At 38.1% G+C, this 23,797-nt stretch carries 23 protein-coding genes; 4 read left to right on the plus strand and 19 right to left on the minus strand.

The window, feature by feature from the left end; all coding sequences use genetic code 11:
* Positions 1-21: 21 nt before the first annotated feature.
* On the plus strand, positions 22-1,029 hold the full coding sequence (gene lpxK / locus ACFSR8_RS04625; protein ID WP_380289525.1) for a tetraacyldisaccharide 4'-kinase: 1,008 nt from the start codon (positions 22-24) through the stop codon (positions 1,027-1,029).
* Here lpxK and ACFSR8_RS04630 read toward each other — a convergent pair.
* The 6 genes from ACFSR8_RS04630 to ACFSR8_RS04655 all read right to left on the minus strand — a co-directional run bounded on the left by ACFSR8_RS04630 (position 1,026) and on the right by ACFSR8_RS04655 (position 7,381).
* Positions 1,026-3,266, minus strand: coding sequence for an ATP-binding protein (locus ACFSR8_RS04630; RefSeq protein WP_380289528.1), 2,241 nt, complete (start codon positions 3,264-3,266; stop codon positions 1,026-1,028). The two genes, lpxK and ACFSR8_RS04630, sit on opposite strands and share 4 nt — an antisense overlap.
* A 79-nt stretch (positions 3,267-3,345) precedes the next feature.
* Positions 3,346-4,224 (minus strand): lipoyl synthase, encoded by an 879-nt coding sequence (gene lipA, locus ACFSR8_RS04635; RefSeq protein WP_380289530.1) that lies wholly within the window; start codon positions 4,222-4,224, stop codon positions 3,346-3,348.
* Positions 4,225-4,275: 51 nt separating this feature from the next.
* On the minus strand, positions 4,276-5,520 hold the full coding sequence (locus ACFSR8_RS04640; protein WP_380289532.1) for an NRAMP family divalent metal transporter: 1,245 nt from the start codon (positions 5,518-5,520) through the stop codon (positions 4,276-4,278).
* Positions 5,517-6,065 (minus strand): RNA polymerase sigma factor, encoded by a 549-nt coding sequence (locus tag ACFSR8_RS04645; RefSeq protein WP_380289534.1) that lies wholly within the window; start codon positions 6,063-6,065, stop codon positions 5,517-5,519. The genes ACFSR8_RS04640 and ACFSR8_RS04645 overlap by 4 nt, the downstream gene beginning before the upstream one ends.
* On the minus strand, positions 6,056-7,171 hold the full coding sequence (locus ACFSR8_RS04650; protein WP_380289536.1) for a glycosyltransferase: 1,116 nt from the start codon (positions 7,169-7,171) through the stop codon (positions 6,056-6,058). Before ACFSR8_RS04650 ends, ACFSR8_RS04645 begins: the two co-directional genes overlap by 10 nt.
* A 3-nt stretch (positions 7,172-7,174) precedes the next feature.
* Positions 7,175-7,381, minus strand: coding sequence for a membrane or secreted protein (locus ACFSR8_RS04655; protein ID WP_186558532.1), 207 nt, complete (start codon positions 7,379-7,381; stop codon positions 7,175-7,177).
* Positions 7,382-7,532: 151 nt separating this feature from the next.
* Between ACFSR8_RS04655 and aqpZ the strand changes: the two genes are divergently transcribed.
* A complete protein-coding gene (aqpZ, locus tag ACFSR8_RS04660; RefSeq protein ID WP_380289539.1) occupies positions 7,533-8,219 on the plus strand; it encodes an aquaporin Z in 687 nt (228 codons plus the stop codon).
* Positions 8,220-8,320: 101 nt separating this feature from the next.
* On the opposite strand, the gene ACFSR8_RS04665 is transcribed toward aqpZ, so the two are convergent.
* The 4 genes from ACFSR8_RS04665 to ACFSR8_RS04680 form a co-directional block, all read right to left on the minus strand.
* Positions 8,321-9,109 carry an anti-sigma factor domain-containing protein gene (locus ACFSR8_RS04665; protein WP_380289541.1) on the minus strand — a complete coding sequence of 263 codons (789 nt, stop codon included), beginning with the start codon at positions 9,107-9,109 and terminating at the stop codon, positions 8,321-8,323.
* 12 nt (positions 9,110-9,121) lie between these two features.
* Complete coding sequence (locus ACFSR8_RS04670) at positions 9,122-9,652, minus strand: RNA polymerase sigma factor (protein ID WP_186558537.1); 531 nt, start codon at positions 9,650-9,652, stop codon at positions 9,122-9,124.
* A 195-nt stretch (positions 9,653-9,847) separates the two neighbouring features.
* Positions 9,848-10,861, minus strand: a complete 1,014-nt coding sequence (gene murB, locus ACFSR8_RS04675) for a UDP-N-acetylmuramate dehydrogenase (protein WP_380289543.1) — start codon at positions 10,859-10,861, stop codon at positions 9,848-9,850.
* Position 10,862: 1 nt separating this feature from the next.
* Complete coding sequence (locus ACFSR8_RS04680; RefSeq protein ID WP_380289545.1) at positions 10,863-12,056, minus strand: pyridoxal phosphate-dependent aminotransferase; 1,194 nt, start codon at positions 12,054-12,056, stop codon at positions 10,863-10,865.
* 124 nt (positions 12,057-12,180) lie between these two features.
* On the opposite strand from ACFSR8_RS04680, the gene ACFSR8_RS04685 reads away from it, so the two are divergent.
* Entirely contained in the window at positions 12,181-13,518 is a 1,338-nt protein-coding gene (locus ACFSR8_RS04685) for a PDZ domain-containing protein (RefSeq protein ID WP_380289547.1), read from the plus strand.
* Between the two features lie 56 nt (positions 13,519-13,574).
* Here the strand turns inward: ACFSR8_RS04685 and ACFSR8_RS04690 are convergent, their stop codons facing one another.
* Positions 13,575-14,000 (minus strand): DUF1573 domain-containing protein, encoded by a 426-nt coding sequence (locus ACFSR8_RS04690; RefSeq protein WP_380289549.1) that lies wholly within the window; start codon positions 13,998-14,000, stop codon positions 13,575-13,577.
* A gap of 181 nt (positions 14,001-14,181) precedes the next feature.
* Here ACFSR8_RS04690 and ACFSR8_RS04695 point away from each other — a divergent pair, with 181 nt between their 5' ends.
* On the plus strand, positions 14,182-16,905 hold the full coding sequence (locus tag ACFSR8_RS04695; protein ID WP_380289551.1) for a valine--tRNA ligase: 2,724 nt from the start codon (positions 14,182-14,184) through the stop codon (positions 16,903-16,905).
* 114 nt (positions 16,906-17,019) lie between these two features.
* Here ACFSR8_RS04695 and ACFSR8_RS04700 read toward each other — a convergent pair whose 3' ends face one another.
* The 8 genes from ACFSR8_RS04700 to ftsH all read right to left on the minus strand — a co-directional run bounded on the left by ACFSR8_RS04700 (position 17,020) and on the right by ftsH (position 23,796).
* A complete protein-coding gene (locus tag ACFSR8_RS04700; protein ID WP_380289553.1) occupies positions 17,020-18,219 on the minus strand; it encodes a hypothetical protein in 1,200 nt (399 codons plus the stop codon).
* 73 nt (positions 18,220-18,292) lie between these two features.
* Positions 18,293-18,505: a helix-turn-helix domain-containing protein gene (locus tag ACFSR8_RS04705; protein WP_186558562.1), complete on the minus strand. Its 213-nt coding sequence runs from the start codon at positions 18,503-18,505 to the stop codon at positions 18,293-18,295.
* A complete protein-coding gene (locus ACFSR8_RS04710) occupies positions 18,502-19,059 on the minus strand; it encodes a DUF2975 domain-containing protein (protein WP_380289556.1) in 558 nt (185 codons plus the stop codon). Before ACFSR8_RS04710 ends, ACFSR8_RS04705 begins: the two co-directional genes overlap by 4 nt.
* Positions 19,060-19,380: 321 nt before the next feature.
* Complete coding sequence (locus ACFSR8_RS04715) at positions 19,381-19,647, minus strand: acyl-CoA-binding protein (RefSeq protein WP_380289558.1); 267 nt, start codon at positions 19,645-19,647, stop codon at positions 19,381-19,383.
* Complete coding sequence (locus tag ACFSR8_RS04720; protein WP_380289560.1) at positions 19,640-20,296, minus strand: phosphatidylserine decarboxylase family protein; 657 nt, start codon at positions 20,294-20,296, stop codon at positions 19,640-19,642. The genes ACFSR8_RS04715 and ACFSR8_RS04720 overlap by 8 nt, the downstream gene beginning before the upstream one ends.
* Positions 20,286-21,119: a phosphatidate cytidylyltransferase gene (locus ACFSR8_RS04725; protein ID WP_380289562.1), complete on the minus strand. Its 834-nt coding sequence runs from the start codon at positions 21,117-21,119 to the stop codon at positions 20,286-20,288. Before ACFSR8_RS04725 ends, ACFSR8_RS04720 begins: the two co-directional genes overlap by 11 nt.
* Positions 21,120-21,137: 18 nt before the next feature.
* On the minus strand, positions 21,138-21,746 hold the full coding sequence (locus ACFSR8_RS04730) for an LUD domain-containing protein (RefSeq protein WP_380289564.1): 609 nt from the start codon (positions 21,744-21,746) through the stop codon (positions 21,138-21,140).
* 109 nt (positions 21,747-21,855) lie between these two features.
* Entirely contained in the window at positions 21,856-23,796 is a 1,941-nt protein-coding gene (gene ftsH / locus ACFSR8_RS04735) for an ATP-dependent zinc metalloprotease FtsH (RefSeq protein ID WP_380289566.1), read from the minus strand.
* Position 23,797: the final 1 nt, after the last annotated feature.

The following is a 23,797-nucleotide window of genomic DNA, read 5'->3' on the forward strand; positions in this document are numbered from 1 at the left end:
AAATATTATACATTCGCTTAAATGAAGCTTCTTCGAAAAATATTGTTCCCCATTGTACCGGTTTATTTTATAGTAACATGGTGTCGCAACAAACTTTACGATTGGGGCATAAAATCATCCACTTCTTTTGATTTTCCCGTCATCTGCGTGGGGAATTTAAGCGTTGGCGGCACCGGAAAAACACCAATGATAGAATATTTAATTCGCCTTTTAAAAGATGAAAATAGTTTATCAACTTTAAGCCGGGGTTACAAAAGAAAGACAGAAGGCTTTCAGTTGGCCAATGAAGATGCCATTGCACAGACCATTGGAGATGAGCCTTATCAATTTTATCATAAATTTGGAAGTGAGGTACAAGTAGCTGTTGATGGTAATCGTGTGAACGGCATACAACAGCTAAGAAAACTATCAAACCCGCCCAATCTCATTTTGCTGGATGACGCTTATCAACATCGAAAGGTAAAGGCAGGATTTTACATTTTACTTACCACTTTTAACAATCCTTATTTTAAGGATATTGTATTGCCAACCGGAGATTTAAGAGAGCCAAGAGGGGGAGCCCAAAGGGCTGACATCATAGTTGTAACAAAATGTCCGCCGAATTTAAGTGAGGCTGAAAAGTCGCAATTTGTAAATAGCATCAAGCCAAAAGAAGGACAGTCCGTTTTTTTCAGTTCGATAGGGTATGCCGATGAGGTGCTTTCCGAAAGATCAAAAAAGAAATTAACAGAATTGGAAAGTTTTACCTTGGTAACTGGCATCGCCAATGCTCAGCCCCTTGTGGATCACTTAAAACGAAAAGGATTAAGTTTTGAGCATTTAAGTTTTAATGACCATCACGAATTCACTGAAAAGGACATTGCTTTGCTGGAAAAAAAATTCATGATTTTGACCACCGAAAAAGACTTTATGAGATTGAAACACTACCATTGCTTAATGGGCAAATTATTCTATTTGCCTATTTCGGTGTCAATGGATGAGCCGGAACAGTTCGATAATTTAGTCAAAAACTATCTGAAGTCTTACTAAGCGGTTGCGTTATTCTTACTGGATAATGCGTTAAATAGCTTTTTCTCAAACTCTTCCTGTTTAAACGGTTTTGGAATAATATCGGTAAATCCAGCTTCTTCAAACTCGTGCATTTTGTCTTCAATAGTAACTGCTGTTAATGCAAAGATGGTGAGCTCTTTATCAAACGTACGTATAATCTTGGTAGCTTCAATACCACTAATACCCGGCATGTGGATGTCCATCAAAATAATATCATACTTGTTAGCTTTTACCATATCCACAGCCCCTTCGCCATTATCCACTATTTCGCAAAATAAATCCATTTTGTTCAGGATTTTTTTGGTAATCATCTGGTTGATTTTATTGTCTTCAACCACAAGGATTTTTACACTACTGAGGTCTAGATTGGCAGGCTTGGTATCTAATTTTTTCACCTTTTTGTTGGAAGCTATTTCTGAGGCTTCGTTATACTCCAAAGGAATTTCAAAGAAAAAGGTGGTGCCTTTCCCCAATTCGCTTTGCATGTAAATATTACCCTTTAAAATTTCTATCAAACCTTTCACGATTGATAGTCCAAGGCCGGTACCTCCATATTTTCGGTTAATCTGGATAGAACCTTGAGAAAAGCTTTCAAACATATTGTCCTGCTTCTCTTTGGTGATACCGATACCATTGTCTTCCACTTCAAAACGTAGCGTGTAATTGTTGTTTTCCTCAGCAATTTTATACACTCGAATCCAAATATCCCCATCTTTGGTAAACTTGATGGAGTTTCCGATAAGGTTAATTAGGATTTGCGAAATCTTCAATTGGTCTGCAATGAAGTTTTCGGGCAAATCTTTATCGTATTCAAAATGAATGGTGATGTTGTTGTCCAAAGCCTGATTGTTCAGAGCAAGGATAATATTGTTGATTTTCTTTTTAAGGTTAAAGGGTTCTGGTTCAATTTCAACCTTATTGGCTTCAATTTTATTGATTTGAAGTATATCGTTAATAAACGTCAACAAGTAATCCCCTGAGAATTTCAACGATTTTAAATGTTGGATCTGCTCGGGTTTGGGGTCTTCATCCAATAACATATTACTGAGGCCTGTTACCGCATATAATGGTGTACGGAGCTCGTGGGTAACTGTTGAAAGGAAGTTTGCTTTTGTTTTTGAGGCTAATTCAGCTTTTTCTTTAGCAATAATTAGCTCGTTGTTTTTCTTGTGGAGCATATTATTGGTTTTAAGTCTGATATTATTATTCTTATAGAGTGATAGGGTGAGTAGCGATAGAATGGTAATCAAAGCCACACTTAGTATAGATATTAGCGTGCTTAAATCATTCTTGCTATTGGCTTCGTCAAGTTCAGCCTTCTGTCTTTTGTTATGTTCTATTTGATCGTTGATCAAAAATTGAATACGTTTTTCAGGGGATAAATTGGCTTTTTTCACCGCGCGTAAAGAGTCGGAAAGGGTAACGTGCTTTTTCAAGTAGTCATTTGCCAATTGATGGTTTTGGGTGCTTTCGTAAATATTGCTCAATACCAAATAGCCCCTATTGGTAGTGCTACTATAGCCGTTTGTTTTGGCAATATCCAAGCCTTCTTTTGCGAAATCCAGAGCTTTGGCGGGATCGCTTAAGGCATGATATACCTTCCCGTGATAAATTAAGGCACTACTCAGGATATCATTGAATTCTTCCTTTCTTGAGAGCGCTACGGCTTGCTCAATCAATTCTCTTGATTTTCGGAAATTTTTAAGTTCCAGATATGCATTTCCCTCTGCAAGAAGGGTTTCGGCCAATTCTTTTTTGAGTTCTTCTTCTTGGAATTTTGACTTGGCCGCCCTGTAGGAGTCCAATGCCTGATATGTGTTTTTCTTGGACATGTAAACGTCCCCAAAGGTTTTAAACGAACGCCCCAAATTTTTATTATCGTTGGTAATGCGTTGCATTTCAACAGCTTTGTTCAGTACCTGGATGGCATCTTCTTCTTCCTCTATAATAAGGTGTAAACGGCCTTTGATGGAATAAATTAGACCAATACTTTTTTTCAGGTTAGCATCTTGAGCTAGTTCCAAAGCTTCATCCAAAGTTTTTTGAGCCTCGAAATATTTGAAATTGGCAATATCCTTTTGAGATTGCTCTACGCGATAGTCGATGTTATTCTGTATGATTTCAGGGTCATCCTCAATAGAATTTTGAGACGATAAGCTGAAGGACACAAGCATTAAAACAATGCATATGCTTATATATTGCTTTATTTGGGACATTTTAGTATAAATAGGTCCGACAAATATAAATATTTATTCGATAAAATACACTTTTTTTCCGATAAATTGCACATTTTATCTAATTTATGTGCTTTTGAGCCTTATATGACGAGCGAACCAAAGCACTACTTTCTACGTGTCTAAAACCAAGTTCAAGCCCAATTTTCTTGAATTCGTCAAACTCACTTGGTTCAATAAAGCGTTTAACGGGTAGGTGCTTTTTAGAAGGTTGAAGATATTGACCGATGGTCACCACATCAACGTCGTGCGCTTTTAAATCATGCAAGGTTTCAATAACTTCTTCACGCGTTTCCCCTAAACCAAGCATGATGCCTGACTTGGTACGTCTTTGCCCTTGTTGTTTCAAATATTTCAAAACGCCCAAACTTCTTTCATACTTCGCTTGTATACGAACTTCCCTTGTTAGCCTTTTTACCGTTTCAATATTATGGGATACTACTTCCGGAGATACTCCTATTATACGGTCGATATGTCGTTCAATACCTTGAAAATCTGGAATTAAGGTTTCTAATGTGGTTTCAGGGTTCATTCTGCGCACGGCCTTTACAGTTTCAGCCCACATGATACTACCCATATCTTTTAAATCGTCTCGGTCCACACTGGTCAGTACGGCATGTTTTATCTTCATGATTTTTATGGAACGGGCAACTTTTTCTGGCTCGTCCCAATCCACGGACTCTGGCCTTCCTGTTTTTACGCCACAAAAACCACAAGAGCGGGTGCAGATGTTGCCCAAAATCATAAAAGTAGCAGTACCCTCGCCCCAACATTCGCCCATATTTGGGCAACTCCCTGAAGTACAAATGGTGTTCAGATTGTATTTGTCCACCAAACCCCTTAATTCGGTGTATTTTTTTCCTGTGGGCAACTTAACACGCAACCATTTTGGTTTGCCTTGGCGTTCTGGTAATATATTGGAGACTGCGTCTGTTTTCATAAGCTGAAAAAATGGACAGCAAAGATACGAAGTATTCTTTTAATTACGGGCTTAAAGAGTCGTGAGGTACCATGCGCTGAATCCAATAAGGAAAAGGATACCAAGCCAACTCAATACGTGCAGATTTCTGGAAGGATGCCATTGTTTGGGTGTGTGCTTGCTCGAAATGAGTCGATAATTGATGATAGCGTAGAAAGGTGCAGTCATAAATGAAAGGATGGTGGCTATTTTAATAAGCAGACCCATTTCAGAAGCCAAAAATAGAAAGATACATACCGTGCCAATGCACAATAAAATAATCCAAAAAATGTAACCAAATTTAAGAGGTCTGTTGATCAATAATTCCGTTGTTCTATCCATGGACCTTGGAGAGGCATCCAAAGTGGTCAATGTAGTACTGAACATCGTTGTAAAAGCCGCGAGGCCAATAATAATGTAGGCCCAGTTCCCCAGGCTAGTAGTATACATATCTATCAACTGGCTTGCAAATACCCCTGCGGAATTACTAAACGTCTCCCCGCTACCATACATCACCAAAGCTCCCAAAAGGACAAATCCGATGCCAAGAAAAATAGTGCTGAAATAACCTATATTGAAATCGAATAAGGCTTTTTTAGTTGAAAAGGAATTGTGGTCTTTTTTCTTTTCTATGGCCCAAAGGGAATGCCATATGGAAATGTCCAAAGGTGCAGGCATCCAGCCCATAAAGGCAATTAAAAAGGTAATTTCCAAACTGTTTTCGGGCAATACTTGGGTTAGTGAAAGTGGAGTGGTATTGTTGAACAATGCCATAGCGACCGCAACAACGGTGCTTATGGAAAGTGTAATTATGATAACTTTCATCAAGTTATCCAGCAATTTATATTTTCCAAGTATCAAAAGTGAAAGACAAATTAAAAGGATAATTATAGACCATATTTGAACACTTGAAATTGTTTGACTACCAAAAGAAATGGGTTGAAAATTAATAAACAATGAAGAAGCAATCCCAGCCGTTACAATGGTCACCGCCATCTGAATCACAAACATGGAGCCTAAGGTGAGAATGTAATAGGCTAGTAAAACCCCTTTGCCTAATTTTTTGTAACCTTCAAGCAAACTTTCGCCGGTGGCCGTCGCATATCTCGGGCCATATTGGAAAAAAGGATATTTAAAGAGCGTTACCAAAACTAATGCCCATATCAACCCCAATCCAAAATCGGCTCCAGCCCTTGTGGATTGCACCAAATGAGACACGCCAATGGCCGCTCCCGCAAATAATAAGCCCGGGCCTAAGGCTTTTAGTTTATGCATCATTTAGGGTTTTGAATTATTTCCGCCAATAGCTTTTTTGCCCTAAGCAGTTTCACCTTTACATTATTTATGGGCTCATCCAATTCTTCGGATATTTCCTTATAGCTCAACTCCTGAAAGTAGCGCAGATTAATTACCTTTTGATAATGCGGCTTTAGCTTTTTGATATCGCGAAGCAACTTGGCAAGATGTTGTTCCGTAATCAATTTATCTTCGGCGGATGGTGATTCGTCCAAAATTTGAAGAACGGTTTTATCGTCTTTGGAAATCACGTGCTTGATGGAGTTTTTTTCCTTCCGCAATAAATCAATATGGATATTCTTTGAAATGGTAATCAGCCAGGTTTTGAAAGTGTATTTTTCGTCAAAAGTTTCTATCCGGTCAAACGCCCTGGAAAAGGTTTGGATGGTTACATCCTCGGCATCGTTTTCATTATGGATGCGCTTCAACTGAAACCCATAAACATGGTCCCAGTACAAATCCAGCAAATAATTAAAGGCCTTTTGGTCGTTCTTTTTTGCGCGAGAGATCGCTTCGTTTATTTCCAATGGTTGGGCTTTGAGATGATATTTGTTATAAATATAGCCATTTGAAAGGTAATTAGGAAGATTTCCAGAAATGGTAGCATCCAAAGGACATCTTTTTCGCCCAATTTTTTTGTTGAGCCTACGTAAATTAGATATTGGATACTTATTCTAAAAGCTATCAAGCCAATTACGAATTGCGGTAGATGGGATATGGCTAAAAGCAAAAAGGACAATAGCCAAAATAGTACATTCGTGATATAGAAAAGTGCCAGTGCAAATTTGTGTTCTTTTTTGTAATAAGATGCCGTAGAAATGTGCCGTCGTTTTTGAAGCGCCCAGGCCTTGAAAGAAGTTTTAGGAGGCGAGGCGGTAAAACTGTTTTTTGATATGCAAATGGCGGTATTCGTTTTTGTCGACGACTGATTTACGAAAAGATCATCGTCACCAGACCGAATGTTCATATGCCCCATAAATCCTTTGGACTCAAAAAACTGAGTTTTGGTATAAGCCATATTTCTGCCTACACCCATATAGGCGAATCCCATTTTGGCAAACGAAAAATAGGAAATGGCCGTGACTAGTGTTTCAAAACGAATCAACTTATTCAAAAATGAATTTTTGATTTTCGAATAGGCGCCATAGCCTAGTACAATGGATTTTTCAGAACTGAACTTGGAGACCATTTCGGATATCCAGTATTCTGAAACTGGTTGGCAATCCGCGTCGGTAAACAATAAAAGGCCGTGCTTTGAAGCTTTTATTCCTAATGTTAAAGGATATTTTTTATTGCCCCAAAAAGTTTCGACAGGTTTTACATCAACCACCTTAATTTTAGGATTGGAAGACGCAAAAGTTTTCATAACTTCTAGGGTGTCGTCCTTTGAGCCGTCATTTATCAAAACCACCTGAAAATCAGGATAGTTCTGCTTCAAAATAGAAGGCAAAAATGTTTTAAGGTTATCCCCCTCGTTTTTTGCACAAATGATTACTGATACCGGAGTTTTTTGGGATGATTTGTTGTTTTCAACTTTAAGGAAAGCAAACTTTCCGAAGACATACAGGTAATAAATGACTTGAATAAGTACAACGCCAATGAAGAAAAATAGCGCAATATCCAGAAAAATCATTTATTATTTTGAATGTTGTGGTTCGTTACATTCGCTAAATTGGTCTGGGGTCTTACCACAAAACCCACAGGCTTCCCCCTCTTGATTTAACATGGGATTTTGACTGGCGCAGGTACCGGCAAATTTCCCGTCTTTTTTTGCCCAGATTTTGATGGCTATTCCAGCAACACCAAGGCCCAAAAGCAGTAAAGTGATTAAGAGAAGTTTCATGGAAAATGATTTATGCAAAGATACTGATTTTGTTAAAATTTATAAGAAATTGAATTCATTAATTATATTCTAGTGACCTTTATGTTTTTTAGGTGTCTCATTGTTAATGTCTTACATTTTTTAATACTAACCAATTAAATACATATTAATTATGAAAAAATTATTTGCTGAGTTTTTTGGAACGTTTTGGCTCGTTTTTGGAGGTTGCGGAAGTGCTATTTTTGCAGCCGCTTTTCCTGAGGTGGGTATCGGTTTACTGGGAGTTTCCTTGGCGTTTGGACTTACTGTTTTAACCATGGCTTATGCCGTTGGACATGTTTCTGGAGCACATTTTAATCCAGCTGTATCCTTTGGACTTTGGGCTGGAGGGAAGTTTGAAGCCAAAGAGCTTGTCGGTTATATTATTGCCCAAGTTATCGGTGCCATTGCTGCGGCCGGAGTACTTTATTTGATAGTTTCTGGAAAAGGTGATTTTACAGGTATCGGCGGATTTGCCGCTAACGGCTACGGAGAATTGTCGCCTGGAGGTTATAGTATGATGTCCGTGCTAATTACGGAGTTTGTACTCACGATGTTTTTTCTGTTGATAATTTTAGGGAGCACTTATCCAAAAGCTCCAAAGGGATTTGCAGGAATAGCCATTGGTTTGGCATTGACCTTGATTCATTTAATAAGTATTCCAATTTCAAATACTTCGGTAAATCCAGCACGTTCTACAAGCCAAGCTCTGTTTGCAGGTGGTGATTTTACAGCACAATTGTGGTTGTTTTGGTTGGCACCGATCGCAGGGGCCATTGTTGCAGGATTCATTCACAAAGCATTTTTCGATAAGACATAAAAAAAATAACCTTGAATAAGAGTTATTAATAGCGACGAAAAAGCCTCTTCTAATACAGAAGAGGCTTTTCAATTTTTGGATGCTATTATTTATAATAACGTTTATTGCAAACTAATTTCTGCAACAGTATTTTCAACGGAAGCAATATGATTACCTCCTTTAGGCTCTATTGTGATATTCAATTTAAGCGCATTTTCCGCAAACGGAATTCTTCTTAGTTGTCTGTCAGATTCCGTTAAAATACCCAAGCTTACCATTCGGTCCTGCAGTTCGGCCCAAATTTGATAGCACTGTTCTTCAGGCAATTGTGGCAAAGACACCACATCAATCATGGATGTTTTTTCCTTTGGATTGATATAGGCTACCGTTTTCAGGTTTCTAGCTCTATTATTGCCCTGCATAATGTATTTATAAGTGTCAGGGTTATTTAATTGCTTAAACTGTTGCATCACCGCATCCAGCTTTTTATTGTTCATTTCAATATCGCTTCTTAAATCAAATATTTCATCAACCACCACCTGATTTTCATCGTTCAGTTTTTGGTTTTGATTGTAAAACAAATAAGAAGTTCCCGCAAAAATTAGTGCCGCAATACTGGCCGCCACACTAAATTGATACCATTTTTTATACTTTTTAGTTGGCTTTAATGCTATTACGGGGGTGTCGTCCAACTCCTCTAAAATATTGTCTAGAATGTTTTTAGGGGCTTCCACAGCATTGCTTTTGGCAACAATTTCCAAATTGTGCTGCAGGGTGTTGTAGGCTTTCTGAACCTCTGGATATTTTGAAATGTAAGCTTCAACTTCTTGGGTTTCCATAAAGTTGGTGTTGCCTATCAGATATTTTTCCAAAAGGCCAGAATTCAAAAAAGTAGTTATTTTCGCATTCATGACTTGGTTTAATTAAGGATCGTAAATTTTTTTCAATTCCCTCAATCCAATTTTTAATCTTGATTTTATTGTCCCCAACGGGATATCTAGTTCTTCACTAGCCTCCTGTTGTGTCATACCTTCAAAAAATAGTGCATTAATCACTATCTGATACTTCTCGTCCAAGCTGCCCAGATGCTTTTTTATATCCATCACATCTTGGTTCAAAGAGTTCGTCGTAATCTTATATACGCTAGAACTTTCAATTTGGACTTCCTTTTCGGTTTTATTTTTCAAGGAACGCACTTTGTCAATGGCCGTATTATAGGTGATACGATAAAGCCAAGTGAACAATTTTGCCTTTTCAGGGTCGTATTTTTTGGCGTACCTCCAGATTTTTACAAAACTTTCCTGAAGCACGTCCTGCGCCGTATCATCATCCACAATAATTTTTTTCACCACACCGTATAGCGCATCCGCGTAATACTCATATAGCAAAGAAATAGCGCGTTTATCGCTATTTTTAAGTAGCCCTACAATTTCTTTTTCGATGTCTGAAATCAATTTAGTTGGTGTTTTTCTATCAATTGATACTCAATAGGGTCAAAAGTACATGAATTTTTTCATTTGAAAATTAACGAAAACCAAATGAAAAAATTACTTGGACTTATAAAGCGCCTTCTGAAGTGGAACTAAATTTCTAATTTTTCTTTTTGAAAAAACTTAGTTTTCGCCGAAGAGATTTGCCGTTTCATTCGATTAAAGAATGTTTACCTCCGCCTCAATGGAAATATCGAATAGACGTTTGACGGTTTTTTGGATAAGCTGTGAAAGTTTTAAAATATCGGAACCCTTGGCACCACCGTAGTTCACAAGCACCAACGCCTGTTTTTTATGAACGCCGTAGTTTCCAAAGGTTTTACCCTTAAATCCAGCTGTTTCGATTAGCCAGCCCGCTGGTACTTTTACTTCACTATCAGAAACTGGATAGCTCGGAATCGCTTCAAAATTCAATTTTAGTTTTTCAAAATGTACTTTTGAAATCACTGGATTCTTAAAAAAACTACCGCTATTGCCAATTTCTTTTGGGTTGGGTAATTTACTTTCCCTGATATTGATAACCGCTTTTGAAATATCCTGAATCGTTGGATTTTTAACACCTAAGTTTTGCAGTTCCGAAGTAATAGCCCCGTAAGAAGTATGTAATTGATGGTTGCGTTTGGTCAGTTTAAAAATCACACTGGTGATGATATATTTTCCCTTTGCCTTTTGTTTGAAGATGGAGTTTCTATAGCCGAATTCACAATCTTCTTTAGTAAAAGTCCTTATCTTTTGCGTAGTAATTTCAATTGTGTCACATGAGACAAAGGTGTCTTTTAGCTCCACCCCATATGCTCCTATATTTTGAATAGGTGCGGTCCCTACATTACCAGGAATTAGGGAAAGATTTTCTAATCCGCCATAATCATGTTTCAGGCACCAAAGCACAAATTCGTGCCAGTTTTCACCGGCAGAGGCTTTCACCAAAACATAATCCGTGGTTTCATCAATAACCGAAATGCCTTTTAAATTAACGTGAATCACCAATTTATCCTGATTTTTGGTCAACAGCATATTGCTCCCGCCGCCTAAAATCAGTTTTTCAGGGTAATCCTCTTGAGCAAGCACATCCTTGAGTTGGTTTTCGTCGGATACGGATACAAAATGTTTCGCATCGATATCAATGCCAAAAGTGTTATATTTTTTTAAGGATATATTTTCTGCAATTTGCATATTAGTCCTCCTTGTAAACTTTTAGAGCCTCCCTGATGATTTGGACTGCCTTTTTCAGGCGTTCGCTATGAAGCACATAGGCAATCCTGATTTGGTTCAGTCCAATACCCGGAGTGGAATAAAACCCACCGGCCGGAGCAACCATCACAGTTTCATTGTCCACATGGAAAGATTCCAAAAGCCATTGTGCAAAATGGTCCGAATTTTTTACTGGCAACTCCGCGATGCAATAAAACGCCCCTTTTGGAGTGGCAACTATTACGCCTTCGATCTTATTGAGTTCTTCAATCAAGACATTCCTTCGTTTTATGTACTCATTTTTAATATTTACAAAATAAGAAGATGGCGTGTCTAGCGCGGCCTCACTGGCAATCTGTGCGTAAGTGGGCGGGCTCAAGCGTGCTTGGGCAAATTTTAAAACGGTCTGAATTAAGGTTTTGTTTCGAGAAACGAGGCAACCAATACGTGCACCGCACATGCTGTAACGCTTGGAAACCGAATCGATCATAATGGTATGCTCGTCAAGTCCCTCTAGTTCCATGACCGAATGGTGCGAATGCCCATCATAAGTGAACTCCCGATATACTTCGTCCGAAATCAAAAACAGGTCGTGTCTTTTAACCAAATCTGCCAATTGGGCAATCTCTTCTTTGGAATAAAGATATCCCGTGGGGTTACCCGGGTTACAAATCATAATTGCCTTCGTCTTTTCGGTAATCAGCTTTTCAAATTCCGAAATAGGAGGGAGTGCAAAATTATCTTCAATTCTGGAAATAATGGGTTTTACTTTGACGCTGGCTGCGGTAGCGAAAGCAATGTAGTTTGCGTAAAAAGGCTCACAGATAATCACCTCGTCATTAGGATCCATGATGCTTCCAAACAAAAAAGCAATGGCCTCGCTAGCCCCTGTTGTTACTATAATATCGGCATGGGATACTCTAATATCATGCTCTGCATAATAGTCTGCAATCTTTTTTCTATAGGTATCGGAACCCTCGGAACGCGAGTAGGATAGTACTTCCACATCATTTTCACGTACCGCACGAAGAGCCACTTCGGGAGTTTTGATATCGGGTTGTCCTATATTTAGGTAATAGATGTGTTTCCCTTCTGCCTCCGCTTGTTCAGCATAGGGCACCAGCTTTCGTATAGGCGATTCGGGCATATTGCGCCCTTTTTGTGATATTGACGGCATTTTAGTTTAAATGGTCTGCAAAGTTGAGAAAATTATCTTAAAATTATTTTAAAAAATGAGCCTAAATTCAGGCTGAATACCAAAGATTTGTAAATTGAAATTCAGAAATCCCAAAGATTTTACAATGAATAAACGTCTTTACTTGACGCTTTTACTAGTAGCCTGCATAGGAATATGTACTGCTCAAAAGGATAGATTTACTATTCAAAACAAAAAAGGGGAAACCAAGGTTAGGTTCCAGCTAATCAATAATTTGATAGTGTTCCCTGCGGAAGTGAACGGGATAGAACTCTCTTTTTTACTAGACACTGGGATTACCAAACCGATGATTTTCAATATCGTAAACATGTCTGATAGTTTAATGGTGAAAAATCCAGAAACTACCATATTAAGAGGGCTCGGTGAAGGTGAATCGGTAGAAGCATTGAAGTCCGATGGTAATGTGATAAAAATTGGTGATGCCCTAAAACTAGATCAGGATTTATATGCCATTTACGATTCTCGCTTGAATTTTGCTCCAAAGCTTGGTGCACCAATTAATGGCATCATCGGTTATGATATTTTGAAGGATTTTGTTGTGGAAATAAACTATTCCAGTAAGTTTTTGAAGTTTTACAATGCTGAAAGTTACGAGTATAAAACTTGCAATTCTTGTGAGGTACTTGGCTTAGGGTTTTATAACAACAAACCCTTTATTCATGCCAACGTTACGGTAAACAAAAAAGCAATTCCCGTAAAAATGCTTATTGATTCCGGGGGAAGCGACGCCATTTGGTTGTTTGAAAATGATAGTTTGGGAATCAAATGTGGCTCGAATTACTTTCGGGATTTCCTGGGATATGGGTTAAGCGGAAGTGTATACGGCAAACGCTCTAAAATTGATGGTTTTAGTTTGAATAGTTTCATTATGAAAGAAGTGAATGTGTCCTATCCCGATTCCACGTCGATTAGTTACGATAGAATAATGGAGGGTAGAAATGGCACTGTGGCAGGCGAAATTTTAAAACGGTTTAACATCATTCTCGATTATAAACAGCAACGTATCACTTTTAGGAAAAATGGGTATTTCCGAAATAAATTTTTCTATAATAAGTCCGGTATTGTGCTGGAATATGGGGGGTACAGGTATGTCAGGGAAAAGGATAATAACGACCATAGTGTAACGATTGGCAATAATTCCAGGGCAAGTAGTGCCAAGGTGGTGCTTAACACCAAATATAGGCTGAATTTAAAACCGGCTTATACCATTGTTGAATTGAGAGAGGGATCCCCTGGAGCTTTGGCAGGTTTAAAGTTGGGGGATATTATTATAAAAATAAATGGGAAATTAGCACATAGCTATACTTTACAAGAAATTACCCAAATGTTTCATGACGACAACGGAAAGTTCATCAGGCTTCTGGTGGAGCGCAAAGGAAAGAAGTATGAGCACAGTTTTAAGTTAAAGGATATACTGAACTAAAAAAGCCCAGGTACTTGGCCTGGGCTTTCAATTATGTCAAAGTATTAATTGGATTCTTATTGCTCCACCAAACTTTTGGTTTTCTTTTCTAAAACATTGTTTTTGCTGGGGTCAACCACCAAACCTTTAATTTTTAAGGCTACTGTTGGGGTTTCGGCATTAGACATCACAGTGATGGTCTTTCTGATAGGATTTACTCTATTCGTATCATATTTTACCTCAATTTGTCCTGTTTTGCCCGGCATAATGGGATCTTCAGGTTTTTTGGGGATGGTACATCCACAACTTGAAGTTACTTTTGATATGATTAATGGTGCCTCTCCAGTATTGGTAAATTCAAATACTCTCACGCCATTTGATCCTTTTTCAATTGTGCCATAATCAATAGTAGTTTCCTTAAACTCAATCTTGGCAACCTTGCCTTGAGCATTAAGAGAAAAGCTAATTAACCCTACAAATAGAATAGTAATTAGATGTTTCATCTGCTTGTTTTTTGGTTATTATTTAATGTAAACATAGGTACTTTTTCCACAACCTGCAAAATTAATAGACAAACGGTATAAATCTTAACATTCTTAATAATACCATAACCTGCCATCAACTTTCACAGAAAAAGAAATATAAGTACTTTTGCACATCAAAAGTCAAAAACTGTTCCAAAGTATGCAAATTCCATCAAAATACGATGCTAGCAAGGTTGAAAGCAAGTGGTATGATTACTGGATGAAACACGATTTTTTTCATTCCGAACCTGATGAAAGAGAGCCCTATACCATCGTGATTCCACCACCAAATGTGACAGGGGTTTTGCACATGGGGCATATGCTGAACAATACCATTCAAGATGTATTGATTCGTCGTGCGCGCTTGCAAGGCAAAAACGCTTGCTGGGTGCCCGGAACAGACCATGCTTCTATTGCTACCGAGGCTAAAGTGGTGGCTAAATTAAAGGAACAAGGCATTGACAAAAATGACCTGTCTAGAGAGGAATTTTTAAAACACGCATGGGATTGGACCCACGAATATGGCGGTGTGATATTGGAGCAGTTGAAGAAATTGGGCTGTTCCTGCGACTGGGATCGTACAAAATTTACGATGGATGACGATATGTCAGAAGCTGTCGTTAAAGTTTTTGTGGATTTGTACAATAAAGGACTGATTTATAGAGGGTATCGTATGGTAAACTGGGATCCCGAAGCCAAAACCACGTTGTCTGACGAGGAAGTGGAATATATAGATAAACAGGGGAAGTTATATCATATAAAATATAAAATAAGCCCCCTAACCCCCGAAGGGGGAAATAATGATGCTCAATATAAGAGTGAGAGTTCCCCTCCCGATCGCTATCGGGATTCGGAGGGGCTAGGGGAGGCCGAGGAGTATTTGATAATCGCCACGACTCGCCCCGAAACCATTTTGGGAGATACCGCAATTTGTATCAACCCAAATGATGACAGACATGTTAATCTAAAAGGGAAAAAAGCCATAGTTCCGATTGCGAATCGTGTTATTCCGATTATTGAAGACGAGTATGTGGATGTGGAATTTGGTACCGGATGTCTAAAAGTGACACCTGCCCATGATGAAAATGACAAGGTTTTAGGTGATAAGCATAATTTAGAAGTGATTGACATCTTTAATGAAGATGCCACATTGAATAGTTATGGCTTACATTACGAAGGCAAAGACCGCTTTGAGGTGAGGAAAGCGATTGTAAAAGAATTGGAAAGTCTCGGATTGATTGCTAAAATCGAAGATTATAACAACCGTGTCGGTATTTCCGAACGCACCAAAGCGATTATTGAGCCTCGATTATCGGATCAATGGTTTTTAAAAATGGAGGATTTGGTAAAACCTGCCATCAATTCGGTTTTGAATGATGGTGAGGTTAAATTATTTCCAAAGAAATTTGAAAACACCTACCGCCATTGGATGGAAAACATCCGCGATTGGAACATTTCCAGACAATTGTTGTGGGGGCAACAGATTCCAGCCTATTTCTATGGAGATGGCAAGGAAGATTTTGTAGTTGCAGAAACCATTGAAGAGGCAGTTTTAAAGGCACGAGAGGTAACCAACAATAAGGAGCTAAAGGCTGATAGCTTGCGTCAGGATACTGATGCACTGGATACTTGGTTTTCCTCATGGTTATGGCCCATGTCGGTTTTTGATGGCATTCGAAATCCTGAGAACGCCGATATAAATTACTATTACCCTACCAATGATTTGGTAACTGGGCCGGATATCTTGTTTTTCTGGGTGGCACGAATGATTATCGCCGGATATGAGTTCAAAGGTGAAAAACCTTTTGAAAATGTATATCTCACAGGATTGGTGCGCGATAAGCAACGTCGAAAAATGAGCAAATCCTTGGGGAATTCTCCAGATGCTTTAAAACTGATTGAAGAATATGGGGCTGACGGTGTTCGTGTAGGTCTGCTATTAAGTTCTGCTGCAGGGAATGATTTATTGTTTGATGAAGGGTTGTGTCAGCAAGGAAAGGCCTTTGGTAACAAAATTTGGAATGCGTTCCGATTGGTGCAAGGTTGGGAGATTGATGAAAATTTAGAGCAACCCGAAACCGCAAAAGTGGGATTGGATTGGTACCAATCGAAATTCCAAAAGGCTTTGGCCGAGATTGAAGATCATTTTAGCAAATATAGATTGAGCGATGCCTTGATGACCATTTACAAGCTCATTATGGATGATTTCTCCTCGTGGCTACTGGAGATTGTAAAACCGGCCTATCAACAACCGATTGATGCCAAAACGTACAATGCCATAATTGAGGCACTGGAGAATAACTTAAAAATTCTTCATCCGTTTATGCCATTTTTAACCGAAGAAATCTGGCAGTTTATTGCAGGACGCACCCCTGAAGAAGCTTTAGTTATTGCTAAATGGCCTGAAGCTAAGGCCATAAACGAATCTTTAATTTCTGAATTTGAATTTGCCACAGAGGTCATTTCCGGGATTAGAAATATCAGAAAGCAAAAGAATATTGCTTTTAAGGATGCGATTGCGTTTTCAATGACTAATAATGAAAATAAAACTTCAACTTTTGATGCAGTAATCACAAAATTGGGGAATCTGGAAGCCATTAATTATGTCAATGAAGCTGTGGATGGGGCATTAACCTTCCGAGTAAAGTCCAACGAATATTTTATCCCAATGTCGGGAGCCATTGATGTGGAGGCCGAAATTAAAAAACTCACTGAGGAACTGAATTACACCGAAGGTTTCCTAAAATCCGTACAGAAAAAACTATCCAACGAGAGATTTGTCAACAACGCCCCAGAGCAGGTCGTGGACAGCGAAAAGAAAAAAGAGAGCGATGCTTTGGCTAAGATTGAAACGCTAAAGGCTAGTTTGGCTAGTTTGGGGTAGGTTTTTAGTTCTTGTTAGAAGTCTCTCCCATAATTTTGCTGTAGGGCGAAGGTTTGTCAAAAAGGACAGTTGGTTTGTGGATGTAGTTTCTGTTATTTGCTGTTTTATTTGAAATCAAAGTTTTTTCAATATAAATTCCTTTTTATTTTCTTTAAAAGTGAATTTAGTATAATCTATTTCGTCGTTTTCGTTTCTTGGAAAAATTATCGAAAGATTCATTGGTTTGAGACTAAACTTAGCATTATTTATTGGGATTAAGGGCAGTGGATTTTTTCCTTCTGCTTTAAAATATAAGAGATTTCTTTTGCCTTCTAATATCATGGCATATGGAAGGTCTGGAGAGGAATACTTTCCTTCACATAATTTTAAGGAAGCATCATTGATTACAAAAGTCTCTTCTACAGGTCGAATCCCAAGCCTCTTGTTAGTGTAGTCAATTAATACATTAAAGCGTTCCAATTCTTTTAAACCAATATGTCCTTCTCTATTCTTATCGCGAGAATGCCCAGTGGACGAAAACCTAACTGGCATTGCCCAATTTGTGAATCCAGCAATTTCCAAACTATGAACAGGCCATGAAGTGCCCATCATTGGTTTACCATCTATTCCCATGCCTATTATTTGTTCTTTACGTTTTACAGGAGCAATTACGTTTTTACTATGATTTGTTTTAACCCACATATAGTTCATATTTCCTAAGTCAAAATGTACTTTTAGTGGGATTTTTTGATCTTCTGGCTTAATCCGTAAATTAATATTACAATATGGTTTGTTATTCTTAAATTCAAGATTTGAATAGGTCCAGTCTTTATGTGAAATATTCTCTTTTGGATTATGCAATGTTAAGATTTTATTTTCCTGATTAATTTCTAATGCCACAAACTTTAACAGGTCATAGCCTATAATGCCATCATACGGAACGTTATCATAAGAAGTGCTTTTAAAAAACATTTCTGGTGGCCACAACCCTACAGATAGATTTTTAAGAAAAATATTATCATTCAATTTAAGATGTAATCCATCAATAAATTTCACGGGTTTTTCCATATAGATTTGTGTATGTGAGCCAATTTTATCATGTTCATCCAAAGGGTCTCGAAATCCAATGGTTCTATCAGATTCAAAAATGCAGGTGATGGGAGCGCCTGTATCTAAAACAAAGTTTAACGCTTTTGAATTATTTATTTGAAGTTTAATAACAATTAATCCGTTAATCATCTTGTAAGGAAGTGTTACTGGGCTTTCTAGTTTGTTGACCATAACTAACTCTTTAGCACTTTTCCCATTAGGATTGCAAGAGTAAAGTAATATCATGATCACTATGATTATGTGTAGTTTCATTCTCGATAAGAATTGCTGGTTTTTAATTTTCTTAATAACGTTCATCTTACGAATCTGAGGGAATGTGTTCTAATATATCTCCAGGTTGACATTCCAATATTTCACAAATACTATTCAAGGTGTTAAACCTTATACCCTTTACCTTGCCAGTTTTCAGTAAAGAAAGATTGGTTTCCGATATGCCAATAATCTCAGCTAATTCTTTTAGTTTCATTTTACGTTTGGCCAACATAACGTCTAGGTTTACAACTATACTCATATCATGGCATCCTTATCCTCCTGCAGGAGTTGTCCTTCTTTAAAAACTTCGCTCAAACTGAGACTAAATAGAGCAAAAACTAACTCGCTAAAAGGCAACCCTATTTCTAAACCAATACCATGCTGTCCCTCATCAATAAAATTTACCGTTCCAAAAAAGGCCAGTACCAAGGTGTATTTGGCTATTTGTCTAAAATACAACGTGTTTTTGCTATGGAACGTTTTATAGTCTCTAACCGATTTCAAAATTTTAATCATTTTATGAATGCATAATATAATCAGAAATACTCTTGCAGATTCTCTGAGAAGAATCCATAGTTTCATTCCCGGGCCAATCTCGGTAAAGAGGGTACTGCTTGTTTTGATATCACATTCGGTGCATATGTGAAAGGTTGAGAGATTCCCATCATTCAATATTTTCAAATCAGAATAAGTTTCTGGAAAAATGTAAACATAACTTAGTCCAAAAACGAATACAGTTACTAAGGCTATCAAAAGCCAAAAAGTGAACCTGTTGATGGCTATCGCGGCTCCAATTATTTTATTTCGTTTCATGAATGTTAAATTTTTATTTGACACAAACATAAAAAAATTTATGTAAAACATAAAATAATTTTCATAAAATATAATTTTTTAGATGCACGTGGTATCCATAATATAATTCAATTTTGTGGTAATGTGCTGTTTTAGTACTGAAGCAAATTCAGCAAATGTGACCCATATCTGATAGTACCGAATTAAGTCGATATTATTTATGAAGTCAAGAAAGAGGTTGCCAAAATCTCCTCCCATAAGTTTTTGGGAAATAACATTAAGTTCATAGGTGTCACCCGAAAAATGATACACACAAAGCCAATGTGTTTAGGTACTTTTAAGCTACTCCCGATACAAAAAGTAGTTATTTACCAATATGATATAGGCTTCCTTGGCTTCATCCTCTGAAACATTTCTCACCTGAAAAAGGGCATTGGTTTTAAAGGCGTTGATGATGGGCTTTTTGCCTCGGGGTTTGCCATAATCGTTAGTGGCTTTTTTATAATAGGCATAAAGTTTTAACAGGACATCGGCAGGAAAAGGGTCTGTGTAAGCATTGACGCGCGCCACGGCTTCTTCAAAGGCTTTATCTAATGCTTCGTTACACATTGGTTTCCGCTATCACACTTTCGCCCCCGCGGACTTTTTGGTTCAATTCCACTTTTATATTGGTATCTAAAGGCAAAAACAGATCTACTCTGGAACCAAATTTGATGAATCCTGAATCCGCGCCTTGGTGGGCTTTATCGTCTACCTTCGCATAATTTACAATACGCTTAGCTAAAGCGCCTGCTATTTGTCTGTAAAGCACCTTGCCGTAGGTTGTGTTTTCCACTACTACCGTGGTTCTTTCGTTTTCCTCACTGGCTTTAGGGTGCCAAGCTACCAAATATTTTCCGGGGTGGTACTTGCTAAACAGCACTTTCCCACCAATGGGATAGCGAGTCACATGTACATTCAAGGGTGACATAAACACACTTACCTGCAGACGCTTGTCGTTAAAATATTCTTTTTCAAAAACCTCTTCAATAACAACTACTTTCCCATCAACGGGCGACACAACTTGATTATCATCAATTTGCGTATTACGTTTCGGATTTCTAAAGAATTGTAAAATCAGAATTAAAAAAATTAATAGTGCAATTAAAATCAGCGTTCTTAACCAGCTAATGTCAATAAATTTATCCACCAGCAAAAAACAGGCAACGACTATTACCAAGGTGATGAATATGATTTTATGGCCTTCCTTATGAAACATACTGTAAAATTCTTAAAAATAAATAAATAAATGGTGAAGCGAAAATCATACTGTCCAAACGATCAAGCAAACCACCATGACCAGGCATGATAGCACCGCTATCTTTAACACCAGCTTGTCGTTTGAATTTGGATTCAATCAAATCCCCTAAAGTACCAAAAACACTGATGATGATACTCAAAATCAACCAGCTATTAAAAGTGAAATTGGGCGTATCCGTGAATTTCGAAATAAAATAACTGGCAATACAGGCAAATAATAATCCGCCCAAAAAACCTTCTACCGTTTTTTTAGGTGATATCTTTTCGAACAGTTTTTGCTTTCCAAAGTTTTTTCCAATTAAGTAAGCGAAGGTGTCATTCACCCACACCAAAATAAAACAGGCTAAAAGGATTTCTGGGTTATAGGGCTCGTAAAAATTAGCGATAAGTACCATGAACACAAAGCCACTGGATAGATAAAATGTGGTGATGATATATCGCTTTGTAGCAAAGAGCGGAATGGTTTTATGTGAAAATAAGTCTTTAATCAAAAGCAATTCCACAAAAATGGTCAAAACCATCAAAATTTGAGTTGCCTCTACGAGACCAGTTGTTGAATTCAATGCAAGTTGCCAATACCCAAACACAAAATAAAGAATGGCAAAAATAAAATAGGGAACAATGCTTTTTAGTTGGATGAGTTTTTTGAACTCAATAAGAGATATAATACCGAAAACAAAGAAAAGGGCGAAAAGCGCGTGTTGGGATCCAGAGGTAAGCACAAATATCAATAAAACCACATAGAGCAAACCCGATAAGGAGCGCAATAGTATATCCTTCATATGCTACAAATGCTTAAATTATAAATCCTCTAACAGTAGCAAATATAAGTTTTTAGCACTACTTCCGTAGCTTAAAAAATCTTTTTCGTCCGAGGATTTGAAGTGCTTGATGGTGGTAATATTGGTGGGGATTTTTTGTCGGTTCTTCGATTTGATGCCTCTGAGGCCTTCACCAATGTTATCCGCAATTTGGCTCGTCGTTGCAAATACAATGAAGTTAAAAGGCAATTCCGGTAATTTTTTCCCAGCAATTTGATTGGAACTGATTAATAACGAGCCATCGGTAGCAATAAGGTTTTCGCAAGTGGTCAAAAAATAAGTAGCCTCGCTTAATCGCTTTGTGGGCAGTATATTGGTAGATTTAAACCTGTCTCCCAAGTTGTCATCAATGATTAACACGGGTTTTTCTTCCCAATCGTTTTCCTGTAAAATATGCTGAAAATTTTCAAAAACCTCGTTTAAGTTATCGCAATACAAAAACTTACCACCATTAGCCTTAAAATTTATAGTGAATTTTTCATCTATCGGTAGTTTCAGTTCGGGCATATATTTACCCCTGTCTTCTGATTTTATTTCCTTTTCGGAGCGATCAGATTTCGATCCGAAAATTTTCTTAAAAAGATTCATGCAGGTATTTGCTATTAACCTAGTTTTCGAGAGTTTTTCAAATATAGAAAATCTTAAATTATTACTCCAAGCAATTCAGGTTTTTTACAAAAAGCTTAACTAATAAGGCCTATTTGTCCAAGTTTTCACGTTCTTCCTTCTCAAAAGGTCTCATTCCAAAGATTTTTTCCAAATTATCCTTAAAGATGACTTCCTTCTCTAAAAGCACTTCGGCCAGTTCAGTCAATTTGTCCTTGTTGTCTTCCAAAAGTTTTACGGCACGCTGGTATTGTTCTTCAATGATATCAGAGATTTCCTTATCAATCAATTCTGCCGTTTTTTCGCTATAGGGTTTCGTAAAACCGTATTCGCTTTGGCCGGAAGAGTCATAATATGTCAAGTTGCCCACTTTATCGCTCAAACCGTAAATAGTCACCATGGCCCGCGCCTGTTTGGTTACTTTTTCCAAATCGCTTAGAGCTCCAGTTGAAATTTTATCAAAAATGACCTTCTCTGCCGCACGACCACCAAGAGCAGCGCACATTTCATCGAGCATTTGCTCAGGACGCACAATCAAGCGTTCTTCTGGTAAATACCAAGCGGCGCCCAATGAACGGCCACGTGGAACGATAGTTACTTTTACTAATGGTGCAGCATGCTCCAGCATCCAACTTACCGTAGCATGGCCTGCTTCATGGTAAGCTACAGCTTGCTTTTCACTTGGGGTGATGATTTTATTTTTCTTTTCTAGTCCGCCAATAATTCTATCTACGGCATCAAGGAAATCCTGTTTGTCAACGGCTTTTTTCCCATTTCTTGCGGCAATCAGAGCGGCTTCGTTACATACATTGGCTATATCTGCACCTGAAAATCCTGGGGTTTGTTTTGCAAGAAAATCGGTGTCTAAGTCTTTAGACTTTTTTAGAGGTCTTAAATGCACCTCAAAAATTTCTTTGCGTTCGCGTAAATCAGGAAGATCCACGAAAATCTGTCTATCAAAACGCCCAGCACGCATCAATGCTTTATCCAAAATATCAGCGCGGTTGGTAGCCGCCATCACAATTACGTTAGTATTGGTGCCAAAGCCGTCCATTTCGGTCAACAATTGATTTAGGGTATTTTCGCGCTCATCATTACTGCCAGACATAGCATTTTTTCCACGAGCCCGGCCGATGGCATCAATCTCATCTATGAAAATAATAGAAGGTGATTTTTCCTTGGCTTGCTTAAATAGGTCACGTACACGAGAAGCACCGACACCTACAAACATTTCCACAAAATCCGAACCGGATAGAGAGAAGAAAGGTACTTTTGCTTCACCTGCAACAGCCCTTGCTAAAAGGGTTTTTCCGGTTCCCGGAGGGCCTACCAATAGCGCTCCTTTCGGAATTTTTCCACCAAGCGTGGTATATTTTTCGGGGAACTTCAAAAAGTCCACAATTTCTTGAACTTCTTCTTTTGCACCTTCCAAGCCGGCGACATCCTTAAACGAGGTTTTCACCTCAGTATTTTGGTCAAAAAGCTTCGCCTTGGATTTTCCAATATTGAAAATTTGACCTCCAGCACCACCACCTGCACCTCCGGACATACGACGCATAATAAAAATCCAAACACCTATCAACAGAACAAAAGGCAGAATACCTAACAGGAAATCTGCCAAATGATTTTCTTCCGTTATGTAAATGGGCTCCAAATCAAGGTTTTGCTCCTCGATAATTTTATTCAGTTTATTCTGGAATATTTCCAACTCGCCAAACTCAAATTTATAGTTTGGAACTGGTGTGGTGGACGGCATAAAGCTTGTGGGTTTTGACTTTTTATGAATCTCCATTTGGGAGGCTTCTTTGGTCAAATATACCTTTGCCAGCCTTCTGTTAACGATTTCAACCTTTGCTACATCACCGTTTTCCACAAACTTAAAAAACTGCGTGGGGTTGGTCATTTTTCCATCTTGATAGCCACTATTGTTGAATAATGTAAACACCAAAAAGAGGGACAGGATTATGCCATAAATCCAATACGGGCTGAACTTAGGCTTCTTTTCTTTTATATTTTTCTTGTCGTTTGCCATG

Source organism: Hyunsoonleella rubra (genome assembly GCF_042684665.1).
Lineage (GTDB): Bacteria > Bacteroidota > Bacteroidia > Flavobacteriales > Flavobacteriaceae > Jejuia > Jejuia rubra.